Source organism: Flagellimonas allohymeniacidonis, assembly GCF_004296335.1.
GTDB lineage: Bacteria > Bacteroidota > Bacteroidia > Flavobacteriales > Flavobacteriaceae > Flagellimonas > Flagellimonas allohymeniacidonis.
Genome location: NZ_SGIU01000002.1, coordinates 458,407 through 474,277, shown reverse-complemented (window position 1 = coordinate 474,277; position 15,871 = coordinate 458,407). Strand labels below are relative to the sequence as shown.

The following is a 15,871-nucleotide window of genomic DNA, read 5'->3' as shown; positions in this document are numbered from 1 at the left end:
TGATACACTGCCATGTATACGTTGTTGGTAATACTTAGTATTACAATTGTGCTCTTTGTTTGGGGGAAGTTTCCTCCAGACGTGGTGGCTCTGATGTCCATGCTATCTCTCTATTTAACGGGAATTTTGGACATACAGGAAACCTTAAGCGGATTTAGTAACACCACGGTCATTATGATTGCCGCCTTGTTTATTATTGGGGAAGGATTGTCGAGAACAGGATGGACGGCTGTAGCAGGACGCTATTTCTTGGATTGGGCAAAAAACAGTGTGCCCAAACTTCTGGTAATCGTCACCTTGGGCTCCAGTGTCCTATCTGGATTTGTAAGCAATACAGGGACGGTCGCGGCACTTTTACCGGTTACCGTGAATGCAGCATGGAATGCAGGAACATTACCCTCCAAACTTCTAATGCCCGTTGCTTTTGGTTCCAATACAGGAGGTTTGCTAACGCTTACGGGAACTCCACCTAACATTATTGCTAGTAATGCCTTGGTGGAAAACGGTCTGGAAGGCTTTTCCTTTTTTGAGTTTAGCTTGATTGGACTTCCCTTACTCTTGATCTCAGTGCTCTACTTCCGATACATAGGGTTTCGTTTGTTACCCGACCATCGAACCAAAAACAAGCCTATGGCCATCGACGATGAAATGCACAAATGGATAAAGAACTACAGTATTGGAGACAATTTGTATCGACTGCGAATTCGATCGATGTCACAGTTGATTGGCACCAAGGTTGGAGATTGGGATTTTGAGGAGAATTACAATGTTTCCCTAATGCGCTTGAAGCGTAGACATCCCAATCCATTGCAGGGAATCCCACAATTTGTAGAAATGCCGGAGCCCGATACTGAAATGCGATACCACGATATCATTACCATCAAAGGTGACGCTGCGGATGTAGACAATTTTGTGCTGAAGTTTCATTTGGGGGTGCTCGCACTCAACCCAGAAATGGGTTCTTTAAAAAGAGAACTTATCAATCAAGAGGTGGGTATGGCCGAAATGATTGTAACCCCAAATTCTGTACTTGTGGGCAAAACCATAGCACTGGGCCATTATCTAAAAAAGATGGGGGTTCAGTTATTGGCCGCATCCAGAAATAATATGCCCCTGACCGGGAAAATAAAGATTGGGGCAGGGGATGCCTTTGTAATACGTGGACAATGGCAAAATATTGAGACCCTGAAATCAGTCTATGAAAATTTGGTGATTTCTGGTAGCCCTGAAGCTTTATCCAAAAATGTGGATATGCTGACGCCAAGAAGCTATGTGGCTTTGGGTACCCTTATATTGATGATTGTACTCTTGGTGCTTAATATTTTACCCGGCGCCATTGCCGCTTTGGTTTGTGCCGGCATTATGATGTTAACGCGCTGTGTACCCATTTCAAAAGCATACAAGGGAATCAGTTGGACCAGTGTGGTCATGATTGCGGCTATGATACCCATGGGCTTGGCACTTCAAAAAACCGGGGTGGCCCAAATGGCTGCCAACGGATTGGTCGCTGCTTTGGGCAACGTAAGCCCTCTTGCCCTTTTGGCTGGAATCTTTTTGTTGACCACGGCATTCAGTCAAACCATAAACAATTCAGCAACAGCGGTGCTAATGGCACCAATAGCCATTATGGCATCAACAACGCTTGGGGTATCTCCCAAACCCTTTATGATTGGAGTGGCCGTAAGTGCTTCAACGGCATTTTTGACCCCTGTGGGAACAACCACCAACGCGATGGTAATGCCTTCAGGCGGATATCGATTTATTGATTATGTAAAAGTAGGAGGGCCTTTGCTCCTTCTATTTTTTATTGCAACACTAATTGTAGTTCCATTAATATGGAGCTTTTAACCTAAAATAGAAACAACAGTTATGAGTCAAGTTATGGAAAGAACCGATGATTTAACCAAGTACGGTTTACACGATGTAACGGTACGTTGGAATTTGGACCCTGAGACCTTGCAACGGATCACCGTTGAAAAAGGAATGGGAGTGGAGAGTGATAATGGGACATTGGCGATCAATACCGGAAAATTTACGGGCCGTTCGCCAAAAGACCGATTCCTGGTAAAGGACGATTATACCAAGGACCGAATTTGGTGGGGACGTATTAACAAGCCCATTTCCTCCGAAAATTTTGACAAATTATACGATGAGGTGGTCAAGTACCTTTCAGGAAAAGAAGTGTATGTAAGAGATGCGGCGGTTTGTGCCGACCCGCGTTATCGAATGAATGTTAGGACAATTACGGAGTTCCCATGGTCCAATTACTTCATTAAGAATATGTTTATTCGTCTTCCGGAAGAGGAGTTGGAAAACTTTGATGAGGAGTGGTTGGTAGTTTGTGCCCCGGGTTACGAAGCACCCAACCCGGCAGATTTTGGAATTATTGCAGGGAATTTCTCCATTTTGAACTACACCCGAAAAATTGCATTGGTTGGTGGGTCTGAATATCCTGGAGAGATGAAAAAGGGTGTATTTACCGCTTTGAATCTTATTTTACCAGTCGACAAGAATGTTTTGCCAATGCACTGCTCGGCCAACGTTGGGGAAAAGGGGGACACCGCCATTTATTTTGGGCTTTCTGGAACAGGTAAAACAACACTTTCAGCAGACCCAGATAGAAAACTTATCGGTGATGATGAGCATGGGTGGACCGAAGAGAATACCATTTTCAACTTTGAAGGCGGATGCTATGCCAAGGTTATTGATCTTACCGAGGAAAAAGAACCTGACATTTATAGGGCCATACGTCCAGGAGCACTTCTGGAAAATGTGGTGTTTAAAGAAGGTACAAAGGAGGTGGACTATTTTGATAGCTCTATCACACAGAACACCAGGGTGAGCTATCCACTTGAGCATATTGATAACATTCAGGTACCATCCTATGCGTCCAACCCAAAGAATATCTTTTTCTTAACCTGTGATGCCTTTGGAGTTTTGCCTCCGGTTTCTAAATTGACTCCAGGTCAGGCAGCCTACCATTTTATTTCTGGGTACACAGCGAAAGTAGCAGGTACGGAAGCGGGAATCAACGAGCCTGTTCCATCATTCTCAGCTTGTTTTGGGGAACCGTTTATGCCTTTGCACCCGGCGGTCTATGCAGAAATGCTAAGCAAGAAAATGACCGAAGCCGGTGTAAATGTGTGGTTGATCAACACAGGATGGAGTGGTGGACCTTACGGAGTAGGATCGCGAATCAAGCTAAAATATACAAGAGCGATGATTTCGGCTATTTTGGAAAGTAAATTGGATGATGTAGATTTCGATGTTCACCCTATCTTTGGGTTGTATATGCCCAAGTATTGTCCGGGCGTGCCAACTGAAATTTTAGACCCAATGAACACTTGGTTGCAAAAAGGAGCGTATGTGAGCAAAGCCATTCAATTGGCACATTCATTCCATATCAATTTTGATAAGTTTGCCAGCCAAGCTTCGGAGGAAATCCTAAATGGTGGACCACTAATTGATTCCCACCATGGTTTGGATGACCATTTTTAATGATTAATTTGACTAAGCATTGAAATTTCAAAACCGAAATTTAGGACCAGCAAATTATGAGTCTCCCCTACAGTTAAGTACTGTTAGGGGAGACAATATTTTCAATTTTGTTGATGATAGTGAGCGACTGATCTTTGATCTTTCCCGAGAGAATTATGACCATTGTTTAAAAACAGGGGAAGAGCCTTTGTGTCTTGAGAAATCTGGACCTAGGCAGAAGCTCTTTTTTGATCCAAAGAATACCACCGCTGCGGTGGTTACCTGCGGAGGTTTGTGTCCTGGGATCAATAACGTTATTCGTGGTATTGTAATGGCGCTCCACTATTTCTATGGAATTAAAAAAACCATTGGTGTACCTTATGGGTATGAGGGATTAAACCCGGAAATGGGGCATGGTTTTGTTGAGTTGACCCCGGACAAAGTAAAGGATATCCATCAGTTTGGAGGAACCTTTTTGGGGTCTTCCCGAGGAGGGCAATCGGTTGCTACCATGGTTGATACGCTAATAGCTAATGAAGTAGATATTTTGTTTGCTATAGGTGGCGATGGCACCCTAAAAGGTGTAGATGCCATTGGAGAGGAAATCGAAAAAAGAGGAGCTAAGATTAGTGTTGTGGGCGTGCCGAAAACTATTGACAACGATATTGACTTAATCGACAAATCCTTTGGTTTTGAAACCTCTTTTGATGTGGCAAGTCCTATTTTACGCGATGCCCATAATGAAGCTTCGGGTGCTTACAATGGAATTTCCATAATCAAGCTTATGGGTCGAGACAGTGGTTTTATAGCTGCCTCAGCAGCATTGGCCATGCCAACAGTGAATTTTGTTCTTATACCTGAAATGGCCTTTAAATTGGAAGGTCCTCATGGTTTTTTTGAAGCGTTGGAAAAACGTCTTGAATCTAAAAAGCATGCGGTCATCGTTGTGGCAGAAGGAGCGGGACAACAACTGTTTGAAGGTACGGATGTCGTAAAGGATGCCTCTGGGAACATCAAACATCAAGACATTGGGGTCTACCTAAAAAAAAGAATAAGTGAGCATTTCACCCACATTCCAATTACCATAAAATATATTGATCCCAGCTATATCATCCGAAGTGCTCCTGCCAACTCAAGCGATAGTGTGTATTGCAGTCGATTGGCCTATCACGCCGTGCATGGCGCCATGGCGGGAAAAACCCGTTTTGTAGTCAGTAAGGTAAATAACAGGTTTGTGTATATCCCAATTACTGAGGTGACCAAAAAACGTAAAAAAATAGATTTGGAAAGTGAGTTTTGGTTTTCAGTACTCCAAAGTACGGGACAACCCTTTTTTCTAGGTTGAAAAGTGTTTTTGAAAACAGCTGTTTAGAGTAGGCCTAAAATGTCCAGTAGAATACATACGGGAATGGCAATCAGAATGATAACCAAAACAATTACCATAAACCTTAAGAAGCCGACGAGCATCTTGCTGCCAAAGGAAACTTCATCATTCATAATAGTGTAATTTCTATCAATGTACGGAATAATTCAGGGATTGCAGGCATGAATACTTTTCATATTCGACCAATCGCTGCTTTTTTGGCATGTTATGCATGATGCATAGCAGTCACTAGTTTTTCCGTGCACTCATTTGTTTGCCAAGCTCTTCCAAGGAGATGCCTTTGGTTTCGGGCATCATAAAACCAACCCATAGCAGTTGGAGCACCATCATGAATGCAAAAAATCCGAAAACTACTGCGGCACCTATGGTTCCAAACAAAAAGGGGACAAAAGAAGGAATCAATGCAGCCAAAACCCAATGAGTCGAAGAGCCGAAGGCCTGGCCCGAACCGCGTAGATGATTTGGGAAAATTTCGGAAATGAAAACCCAAATAACGGCCCCTTGCCCTATGGCATGCGAAGCTATGAATAGGAATAAAAAGACGGGTACTGCCATACCAGTCCAATTGAATAGGAAAGCGGCGGAGACCAAAGAAAGAGAGATAATGTACCCAACCGAGCCGTAATACATAAGCTGTTTCCGTCCCAACCGGTCGATAAGATAAATACCTATCAAAGTAAACACAAAATTCGTAAAGCCGATGCCAATACTGCTTAGTAGCGCTGTACTCTCCCCTAGACCAGCAAGTTCAAAAATACGGGGAGCGTAATATAAAAAGGCATTAATGCCCGACCATTGGTTAAAGAAAGCAATCAAAAATGCCAACGTGAGCGGGAATCTGTACTTTTTCATAAAAATACTTTCAGAATTTACCTTATCCGCATTGCTCACCTCGTTTCTCAAATCGTTGATATCAATATCAAGTTTTAGGGACTCTATTACTTCACTGGCTTCTTCAAACCTATTTTTGGTGACCAACCATCTTGGACTTTTGGGAACAGTGAAGACCAAAAAGGTATAAATAATGGCAGGGATGGCCTCTGCACCTAGCATAAACCGCCAGTCTTCTTCACTTATACCACTGAGCAAATAATTGGATAAATAGGCGATCAATATGCCGAACACGATATTAAATTGATACATACCTACGAGTTTGCCCCTATTTTTTGCAGGTGCAATTTCCGAGATATAGGCAGGAGCTGCTATAGTGGAAGCACCCACACCCAATCCACCGATGAATCTAAAAAAGGCGAAACTAAATGGGTCGCCGGCGAGAGCTGAGCCCAAAGCAGATAGGGAGTATAGCACTCCTATCCAAATCAAAGTTCTTTTGCGTCCCAATTTGTTGGTAGGAAGCGCGCCGAAGAGAGCACCGATGACTGTACCCCACAGAGCCATCCCCATGACCACCACCCCGTGAAAGGTATCCGAAGAATTCCAGAGTAGTTGAAGTTTTTGGTCGGCCCCCGAAATGACTACCGTATCAAAACCAAAAAGAAATCCGGCCAACGCAACTATGAGTGCAATAAAAAATATTTTTCGCTCCATTTCATCCCAATTGATGGTTTTAAAACTAACGAAAAATTAAAGAAGCGTTTGGATGTGCTTTATGATGAGGTCGGAGGCACCTTGATTTTTGGAGATATATTGGTCATTGATATTCCCAGTTCGTGTTCGAAAATGTGGGTCTTTTAAAAAACCCTCCATTATGGAGTTGAACTCGGAAGACTTGTCGACCACATATATTCCCTTTTCCAATACCAAATCTTCTGCCTCTTTAAAACCGTTATAGTTGGGACCAATAATAACCGGAATGCCAAATACTGCCGGCTCCAAGGTGTTGTGAAGACCAGTGGCGAAGCCCCCACCAACATAGGCAATATCGGCATAGCTGTATATTTTGGTCAAAATGCCTATGGTATCAACAACAACTACATCTACAGCTGAGAGGTCTTTCCCTTCGATTTCCGAAAAGAGTGTCACAGATTTGGATATCCCTCCAACCAATCTGTCAATATGTGACTTTTTGATATCATGAGGGGCAATTACAGCTTTTAGATTATAAGGGGTGTGGTTGATAAAATCAAGAATCACTTCTTCATCTTCTTGCCAGGTACTACCAGCCACAAAACAAAAATTGTTTTGTTTAAAGGAATCCATGAATTTTAGGTTGTTGTCCCTTTTCAGAATCTCAGAAACCCTTTCAAAACGGGTGTCACCACTAACCGTGGTATTTTCGAAACCAATCGAAGTCAATAACTCTTTGGATTTCCCATCTTGAACAAAAAAATGGGTAAAAGCTTTCAAGCTATGGCGCATAAATCCACCCCATGGTTTGAAAAATACCTGCCTTTTGGAGAACACGGCGGATATCAGCAACGTAGGAATGTTGCTTTTTTGAAGCTCACCAAGATAGTTGGGCCAAATTTCATATTTCACAAAAATGGCCAGTTGGGGATGGACAAGCTTGATGAATTTTTTGGCATTTCTCAAGGTATCCATGGGCAAATAGACCACGATATCGGCTGGGGTGTCATCTTTTTTTACCTCGAACCCGGATGGAGAGAAAAAAGTCAATAGAAATTTATGACGTGGGTACAGGTCCTTCCAACGTTGCAAAATGGGTAACCCCTGCTCATATTCGCCAAGCGAGGCCACGTGCATCCAGATTATGGAGTCTTGTTCCGAAATTCCAGATTTCAAATGGAGGAAGGTTTTTTTCCGTCCAGAAACAAATAAGTTTATTTTTTTCTTGAAAAGCGCTAGAATATGGAGTGCCCACCAAGAAACCTGTACCAAAAAGCCATAAATAAATCGCACTCCAAGAAATTTGTGCTAAAATACATTCTTTCCCAATTTAGAACGGGCCGTAGCATTATTTCTTAATTTTGGCACATCAATAATATTCCATGAAAAAAATACAGATGGTTGACCTTAAAGGTCAGTACGAGGGTATCAAGGAAGAGGTAGAAACCTCAATTAATGAGGTCTTGGAATCTTCCGCTTTTATCAACGGCCCAAAAGTTCACGAATTTCAGAAAGAGCTAGAGGACTATTTGGGGGTGAAACATGTGATTCCATGTGCCAATGGCACGGACGCTCTGCAGATTTGTATGATGGGGCTCGGTCTTCAACCAGGTGATGAGGTGATAACGGCAGATTTTACGTTTGCGGCCACGGTTGAGGTCATAGCTCTTCTAAACTTGACACCTGTGTTGGTCGATGTGGAACCCGATACTTTTAATATTGATGTGAAGGCCATAGAGAAAGCCATCACCCCAAAAACAAAAGCCATTGTGCCAGTTCACCTGTTTGGCCAGTGTGCGGATATGGATGCTATTTTAGAGCTGGCCGATAAACACAATCTTTATGTTATTGAAGATAATGCCCAAGCAATAGGTGCTGTGCACACTTTCAAAGATGGCAGAAAAAAGAAGGCTGGAAATTTAGGTCATGTGGCCTCCACATCGTTTTTTCCATCGAAGAATTTGGGATGTTATGGTGATGGTGGAGCAATTTTTACGAATGACGATGATTTAGCACATATCATTCGAGGGATGGTCAACCATGGGATGTACAAACGCTACCACCACGATGTAATTGGGGTTAACTCAAGACTGGATTCCATTCAAGCAGCTGTATTAAAAGCCAAACTTCCAAAGCTGGATTTTTACAACAGCAAACGACGAGAGGCAGCTCGTAAATATTCCAAAGCCCTGGAAGGTCAAGATCATATAGTTCTGCCAAAAACTGTGAACGGTTGTGAGGGAATCTGTGAAACATGCGATTGTCATGTTTTTCATCAGTATACTGTGAGAATTTTAAACGGAAAAAGAGATGAACTGGCGCAACATTTGTCAGAAAACAACGTTCCTTGTGGAGTGTATTATCCAATTCCATTGCACAGACAAAAGGCTTATGTTGATGAGCGTTATGACGAGGCAGACTTTCCGATTACCAATCAATTGGTAAAAGAGGTGATATCCCTTCCCATGCATACCGAGTTGGATGATGAACAAATACAGTTTATAACCAAGTTGGTCATCGACTTTGTAAATTCATAACTATGAAAATTTTGGTAACGGGCGGTTTGGGGTTCATTGGTTCCCATACCGTTGTTGAACTTCAAAATGAAGGTTTTGAAGTTGTTATCATTGATAACCTTTCCAATTCATCCGAAAACGTACTCGAAGGTATCCAAGCCATTACTGGCAAAACCCCAATTTTTGAAAAAATGGACCTACGGGACAAACAAAAGGTACAGGATTTCTTTTCAAGACATCAAGATGTATCTGGGGTCATTCATTTTGCCGCATCCAAAGCAGTGGGTGAAAGTGTTGAAAATCCCTTGCTTTATTATGAAAACAACTTGGGGGTTTTAGTTTATATCTTGCAGGAACTCACCAGAAAAGAAAAGGCGAGCCTTATTTTCAGTTCTTCTTGCACCGTGTATGGCCAGGCGGACCAGATGCCCATTACCGAGAATGCTCCAGTTAAGCTTGCAGAGTCACCTTATGGCAATACAAAACAGGTTGGGGAGGAAATCATTCAGGACACCTGTAGGGTAAATCCAGGTTTGTCATCCATCGCCTTGCGCTACTTTAATCCAATAGGCGCACACCCGAGTACTGAAATTGGTGAATTGCCCATTGGCGTTCCTCAAAATTTGGTCCCTTTTATTACACAGACCGCCATTGGATTAAGAGAACAACTATCCGTTTTTGGAGATGATTATCCTACCGAAGACGGTACCTGCATTCGAGACTACATTCATGTAGTGGATGTTGCCAAGGCCCACGTGGTTGCTCTGCAGAGACTACTCGAAGGTAAAAATGCAGAAAACTATGAGGTCTTTAACTTGGGTACAGGAAAAGGCAGTTCAGTTTTGGAAGTCATCCATAGTTTTGAACATGTTTCAGGCAAGAAACTGAATTATCAAATAGTGGATAGGCGAGCCGGGGATGTGATACAGGCATATGCCGATACTGAAAAGGCCAATTCCGTTTTGGGATGGAAAGCCAAATCTTCACTGGATGAAGCTATGAGGTCCGCTTGGGACTGGGAGCAAAAAATTCGCGACTAGCATAGATTTTTAAGGCCGCTCCTTAGATTTAAAGAAGTTTTGTTTCCAGGATTGGTTGTTGCCATGTCTTGCAAATAGGAATTGTATCCTTAACTTAGGCAATCAAACAACTAGCACTCGAAAAAATGAAAAACAGCCTTCTAATTGCCACCATTCTATGCACTTTTATTTTAACCGGACAGGAAACTTATCTACACTGCGGAAAAGTACTTGACGTAGCATCAGGCAAAATACTATCCGAGAAGACCATCGTAGTTGAGGGAAATAAAATTAAGTCCATAGAAAATGGCTACACACAACCCAACACCGAAATAACTGTAGTTGATTTAAAAAACAAAGTGGTTTTACCTGGTTTGATAGATATGCACGTGCATATTGAAGGTCAATCCAGTCCACAGACTTACATCCAAAGGTTTACCCAGAATGAGGCTGATGTCGCCCTGCAATCAACCGTATATGCAAAAAACACTTTGATGGCAGGTTTTACAACGGTCCGCGACTTAGGAGGAAGTGGTGTGAACATTGCTTTACGGAAGGCTATCAACAAGGGTTCAGTAGTTGGACCTAGGATTTTTACAGCTGGAAAGGCCATTGGAACCACCGGGGGCCATGCAGACCCTACCAATGGGATGCGAAAAGACCTTATGGGAAATCCTGGTCCAAAAGAAGGTGTGGTCAACTCTCCCGAAGATGGCAAAAAAGCCGTGCGCCAACGCTACAAAGATGGCGCTGATGTAATTAAGATTACCGCCACTGGAGGAGTGTTGAGTGTAGCAAAAAGTGGTCAAAATCCACAGTTTACCTTGGAAGAAATCAAAGCGATTACAGATACCGCCAAAGATTATAATATGCTCACAGCGGCCCATGCGCATGGTGACGAAGGTATGCAACGAGCAGTTAAAGGTGGTATCAAAACCATTGAGCATGGAACATTAATGAGCGAAGAGACGATGGATCTAATGGTTGAATATGATGCTTACCTTGTCCCTACCATAACCGCTGGAAAGCAAGTGACAGAAAAAGCTAAAATACCAGGCTACTTTCCTGCAGTTGTGGCCCAGAAAGCCAGTGAGATTGGCCCTCTCATTCAAGGAACTTTTTCCAAAGCTTATAAAAAAGGAGTCCCCATTGCTTTTGGAACAGATGCCGGGGTATTTCCACACGGAGAAAATGCCCGTGAGTTTGGGTATATGGTAGAAGCCGGAATGCCAGCACTGAAAGCTATTCAATCGGCTACCATTACTAATGCCAAGCTTTTGGGAATGGGTGAGAATTTAGGTCAAATTAAAGAGTCTTATCTCGCTGATATCATTGCCGTGGAGGCCAACCCCCTTGAAGAGGTTTCTACTTTGGAAAAGGTGTTTTTTGTAATGAAAGAGGGAGAGATTTTCAAGTCTGAGTAATGCTATTCATTTATTATTGAAATGACTTCTAAATTCAATACAAGCTTAGAAATATTGGAAGTTGCCGATAAGCAGTTATTGTATCAAAAATTGATAGCACAGCTCCAAAAAGACTTTAAACTTGCCAATATCCCTCTTGACTTTATAGATGGACCAAGCCCGAAGGAAGTCAAGGCATTGTTGCATGAGAAAATCTATTTTCTGCTCATGGAGCGGTTTCCTGATTATTTAAACCTACTCTATGTTGTTGATATTCCCGAAAACCAAATAGCTCAAGTTAAGTCGAACAACCCAGTTGACGCTGCAGAGGAAATGTGCTTTTTAATAGTGAAGCGGGAGTGGCAAAAGGTTTGGTTTAAACATAAGTTTTCCGAGTGAAAGAAAATGCCAATTAACCGCGACAGGGTTGATATTACCATAAGTATTTGTTGTATTTTTGATTAAATTTTTCGTTAGGTTTTAGATTAAGACGGTCAATGGATAAATATTCCTTTTTAAATGCTGCGCACACTTCATTTTTCGCGGAGCTCTATGACAGGTATCTGACAAGCCCCGATAGTATCGAACCGAGTTGGAGAGCCTTTTTTCAAGGTTTTGACTTCGGCCTGGAAAGTTCATTGGAAGATTTGGGAATTGATACCCAATCCAATGGAACTGTTGTTCTTTCCAACGGGGAAACTGTGGAAATGCCCCAATCCCTTCAAAAGGAATTTCAAGTTATCCGGTTGATTGACGGATACCGTTCCCGGGGGCATTTATTTACCCAAACAAACCCCGTCAGAGAGCGAAGAAAATATGAACCTACCCTGGCTTTGTCCAATTTTGGACTTTCCGATGAAGATTTGGATACCATTTTTGATGCGGGAAAAATCATTGGAATTGGTTCAGCCTCCCTCAAAAATATTGTTGCCCATCTCGAACGCATTTATTGTGACGCTATAGGGGTTGAGTACATGTACATTCGTACGCCAGAACGTATCCAATGGATTCAGAACTGGTTGAATGTAAACGATAATCATCCCAATTTTTCAGCGGAAGAGAAAAAAAATATTCTACGAAAGCTTAACGAGGCTGTTTCTTTTGAGAGCTTTCTACATACCAAATATGTAGGTCAAAAACGTTTCTCCCTTGAGGGAGGAGAGTCGCTGATACCCGCTTTGGACGTTATTATTGAAAAGGCAGCCATTGCTGGAGTGAAACAATTTGTAATGGGTATGGCCCATCGAGGCCGCTTGAATGTCCTGACCAATATTTTTGGAAAGTCCCCAAAAGATATTTTCAGTGAGTTTGATGGTAAGGATTACGAGGAAACCATTTTTGATGGAGACGTGAAGTACCATTTGGGATGGACCTCAATGCGCGAGACAGACTCGGGGAAAATGGTCAATATGAACATTGCGCCCAATCCCTCGCATCTTGAGACGGTCAATTCCATTGTTGAGGGAATTACTAGGGCCAAACAAGACAGGGACCATCAAGACAACGTTTCTGAAGTTCTTCCGATTTTAGTTCATGGTGATGCGGCCTTTGCCGGGCAGGGTATAGCGTACGAGGTGATTCAAATGGCACGCTTGGACGGATACCAAACAGGGGGAACCATCCACATAGTAGTTAACAACCAAATCGGATTTACCACCAATTATTTGGATGCGAGATCCTCCACCTATTGCACCGATGTAGGGAAAGTAACCCTTTCACCAGTGCTCCATATCAATGCAGATGATGCAGAGGCTGTAGTTCATGCATCCACCTTCGCCTTGGAATACCGTATGCGCTATAAAAGAGACATCTTCCTAGATCTATTGGGGTACCGTAAGTATGGACATAATGAGGGTGATGAACCCAAGTTTACCCAGCCCTTGTTGTACAAATCCATTTCTAAGCATAAGAATCCTAGGGATATTTATGCAGAAAGGTTGATGGCCGAAGGAATCATCGACAAGGATTACGTTAAAACCCTGGAAGCCGAATACAAAAAGAGCTTGGAGGAGGACTTACTGGATTCACGAAAAATAGAAAAAACCCGTATTACCCCATTTATGCAAGATGAGTGGGAAGGATTTAGCCAAGTAGTGGAAGATGCCATGCTAGGTCCAATAGATACCTCATATTCCTTAAAGAAATTGGATGAGGTCGCCAAAACCTTAACCGCACTCCCTGAAGACAAGAAGTTCTTGAGGAAGTTGGAAAGGCTTGTGGGTTCAAGAAGAAAAATGTACTTCGAAGATAACCAGTTGGATTGGGCCATGGGGGAACTTTTGGCTTATGGTTCTTTAATAGAAGAAGGATTTGATGTGCGGATGACCGGACAGGATGTTGAGCGTGGGACCTTTTCCCACCGTCATGCCGTGATCAAAACTGAAATGCATGAGGAAGAGGTTGTTTTGCTCAATGCCATGGGTAAAAATCAAAACGGAAAATTCCATATTTACAATTCCTTGCTTTCAGAGTACGCGGTGATGGGATTTGATTATGGCTACGCGATGGCCAGTCCCAAAACCTTGACGATCTGGGAAGCCCAGTTTGGGGATTTCAGCAATGGAGCACAAATTATAATCGACCAATACCTTTCCTCTGCAGAGGATAAGTGGAAACTTCAAAATGGGTTGGTGCTTTTGTTGCCCCATGGTTATGAGGGACAGGGCGCAGAACATTCCTCGGCACGGATGGAGCGATACCTGCAACTCTGTGCTAAGGACAATATGTACGTAGCGGATGTTACGACACCTGCCAACATGTTCCATTTGTTACGCAGGCAGATGAAAGCAAAATTTAGAAAACCCTTGGTGATCTTCACACCAAAAAGCCTATTAAGACATCCGAGAGTGTTGTCCACAAAAGAGGAAATGGCCAACGGAAGTTTTCAGATGGTCATTGATGATCAAACAGCAAAAGCTTCCAAAATAAAGACTTTGGTTTTCTGTACGGGCAAATTCTATTATGATCTTTTGAGCCATAAGGAGAAACTTGAACGGGATGACATCGCCTTGGTTAGGGTAGAGCAATTGTTTCCCCTGCCAACCAAACAAATACGGGAAATCATTAAAAAGTATAAATCAGTGGATGATATTGTTTGGGCTCAAGAAGAACCCAGAAATATGGGAGCTTGGGGTCACTTGCTGATGCATCTTGAGGAGGCAAAACAATTTAGGGTTGCATCCCGAAGATTTTATGGAGCGCCAGCCGCTGGTAGTGCAGTACGCTCTCAAAGACGTCATGCCCAGGTCATCGATTACGTCTTTGATAAGAATAAGGATAATATGTTAATTCGATAAATACAACGTATAAACGACTATAGGAATGGTTTTAGAAATGAAGGTGCCCTCTCCTGGGGAATCCATTACAGAGGTTGAAATCGCAGAATGGTTGGTGGAAGATGGGGACTATGTTGAAAAAGATCAGGCAATAGCAGAAGTTGATTCAGACAAAGCAACCCTCGAACTTCCAGCAGAAGAAAGCGGGATTATTACCCTAAAGGCTGAAGTAGGGGATGCCGTAGGAGTTGGGGAAGTAGTTTGCCTCATCGACACCAGTGCTGCAAAACCCGAGGGAGATGCTCCAAAAGCCGAAGAAAAAGAAGCTCCCAAAGAAGAACCTAAGGCTGAGGAGGCCGCCAAGCCTGTTGAAGCCAAAAAAGAAACCTATGCTTCTGGGACCCCTTCACCTGCAGCCAAGAAGATTTTGGATGAAAAAGGAATAGAACCGTCCTCTGTGAGTGGTACAGGCAGAGATGGCCGTATCACCAAGGAAGATGCCATGAATGCTGTTCCTTCCATGGGTACACCTACCGGAGGAAGTAGGGGAGAATCACGCTCCAAACTCTCCATGCTGAGAAGAAAAGTGGCAGAGCGGTTGGTAGCGGCCAAGAATGAAACCGCCATGTTGACCACTTTCAATGAGGTGGATATGTCTCCCATTTTTGCATTGCGCAAACAGTACAAGGAAGAATTTAAAGAGAAACATGGGGTAAGTCTTGGATTTATGTCCTTTTTCACAAAAGCTGTCATACGGGCACTTCAAATGTATCCTGCGGTGAACTCCATGATCGATGGCAAGGAAATGATCACCTATGATTTTTGTGATATCAGTATTGCGGTTTCCGGACCCAAGGGCTTGATGGTTCCAGTAATTCGAAATGCTGAAAATTTGACGTTTCGCGGAGTGGAATCCGAAGTAAAACGATTGGCGATTCGAGCGAGGGATGGTCAAATTACTGTGGATGAAATGACAGGAGGAACCTTTACTATTTCAAATGGAGGAGTGTTCGGTTCCATGTTATCGACACCGATAATAAATCCTCCACAAAGTGGAATCCTGGGTATGCACAACATCGTCGAGCGTCCTATCGTTCGTGATGGTGAAATCGTGGTTGCTCCCATTATGTATGTGGCGCTTTCCTATGACCACAGAATAATTGATGGCAAGGAATCTGTCGGATTTTTAGTAGCGGTTAAGGAAGCTTTGGAAAGTCCGGAAGAACTTTTGATGGATGGTAATGTGAAGAAAGCACTGGAGCTTTAATTG

The 15,871-nt window shown here is 42.9% G+C and carries 12 protein-coding genes; 9 read left to right on the top strand and 3 right to left on the bottom strand.

Annotation, left to right across the window (positions count from 1 at the left end; translation table 11 throughout):
• Window positions 1–12 precede the first annotated feature (12 nt).
• Genes EW142_RS10465 through EW142_RS10455 form a run of 3 tightly spaced genes read left to right on the top strand, consistent with a single transcriptional unit; the run spans window position 13 to window position 4,822 of the window.
• On the top strand, window positions 13–1,848 hold the full coding sequence (locus EW142_RS10465) for an SLC13 family permease (protein ID WP_130613620.1): 1,836 nt from the start codon (window positions 13–15) through the stop codon (window positions 1,846–1,848).
• 21 nt (window positions 1,849–1,869) lie between these two features.
• Complete coding sequence (gene pckA, locus EW142_RS10460; RefSeq protein WP_130613618.1) at window positions 1,870–3,498, top strand: phosphoenolpyruvate carboxykinase (ATP); 1,629 nt, start codon at window positions 1,870–1,872, stop codon at window positions 3,496–3,498.
• A gap of 19 nt (window positions 3,499–3,517) precedes the next feature.
• Window positions 3,518–4,822, top strand: coding sequence for an ATP-dependent 6-phosphofructokinase (locus EW142_RS10455; protein ID WP_130613616.1), 1,305 nt, complete (start codon window positions 3,518–3,520; stop codon window positions 4,820–4,822).
• 23 nt (window positions 4,823–4,845) lie between these two features.
• On the opposite strand, the gene EW142_RS16935 is transcribed toward EW142_RS10455, so the two are convergent.
• The 3 genes from EW142_RS16935 to EW142_RS10445 all read right to left on the bottom strand — a co-directional run bounded on the left by EW142_RS16935 (window position 4,846) and on the right by EW142_RS10445 (window position 7,681).
• Complete coding sequence (locus tag EW142_RS16935) at window positions 4,846–4,974, bottom strand: hypothetical protein (RefSeq protein WP_262708062.1); 129 nt, start codon at window positions 4,972–4,974, stop codon at window positions 4,846–4,848.
• Between the two features lie 115 nt (window positions 4,975–5,089).
• The gene (locus EW142_RS10450; RefSeq protein WP_130613614.1) at window positions 5,090–6,409 is read right to left on the bottom strand and encodes a sugar porter family MFS transporter; all 1,320 of its coding nucleotides are present in this window, start codon (window positions 6,407–6,409) and stop codon (window positions 5,090–5,092) included.
• A gap of 36 nt (window positions 6,410–6,445) precedes the next feature.
• Complete coding sequence (locus EW142_RS10445; protein ID WP_130613612.1) at window positions 6,446–7,681, bottom strand: 3-deoxy-D-manno-octulosonic acid transferase; 1,236 nt, start codon at window positions 7,679–7,681, stop codon at window positions 6,446–6,448.
• 89 nt (window positions 7,682–7,770) lie between these two features.
• Between EW142_RS10445 and EW142_RS10440 the strand changes: the two genes are divergently transcribed.
• The 6 genes from EW142_RS10440 (at window position 7,771) to odhB (ending at window position 15,868) form a co-directional block, all read left to right on the top strand.
• Entirely contained in the window at window positions 7,771–8,925 is a 1,155-nt protein-coding gene (locus EW142_RS10440; RefSeq protein WP_130613610.1) for a DegT/DnrJ/EryC1/StrS family aminotransferase, read from the top strand.
• Between the two features lie 2 nt (window positions 8,926–8,927).
• Entirely contained in the window at window positions 8,928–9,944 is a 1,017-nt protein-coding gene (galE, locus tag EW142_RS10435) for a UDP-glucose 4-epimerase GalE (RefSeq protein ID WP_130613608.1), read from the top strand.
• 125 nt (window positions 9,945–10,069) lie between these two features.
• Window positions 10,070–11,347, top strand: a complete 1,278-nt coding sequence (locus tag EW142_RS10430) for a metal-dependent hydrolase family protein (RefSeq protein WP_130613606.1) — start codon at window positions 10,070–10,072, stop codon at window positions 11,345–11,347.
• Window positions 11,348–11,368: 21 nt separating this feature from the next.
• Entirely contained in the window at window positions 11,369–11,725 is a 357-nt protein-coding gene (locus EW142_RS10425; RefSeq protein ID WP_130613604.1) for a hypothetical protein, read from the top strand.
• 98 nt (window positions 11,726–11,823) lie between these two features.
• Window positions 11,824–14,622, top strand: coding sequence for a 2-oxoglutarate dehydrogenase E1 component (locus EW142_RS10420; RefSeq protein ID WP_130613602.1), 2,799 nt, complete (start codon window positions 11,824–11,826; stop codon window positions 14,620–14,622).
• Window positions 14,623–14,647: 25 nt separating this feature from the next.
• On the top strand, window positions 14,648–15,868 hold the full coding sequence (odhB, locus tag EW142_RS10415; protein ID WP_130613600.1) for a 2-oxoglutarate dehydrogenase complex dihydrolipoyllysine-residue succinyltransferase: 1,221 nt from the start codon (window positions 14,648–14,650) through the stop codon (window positions 15,866–15,868).
• Window positions 15,869–15,871 lie beyond the last annotated feature (3 nt).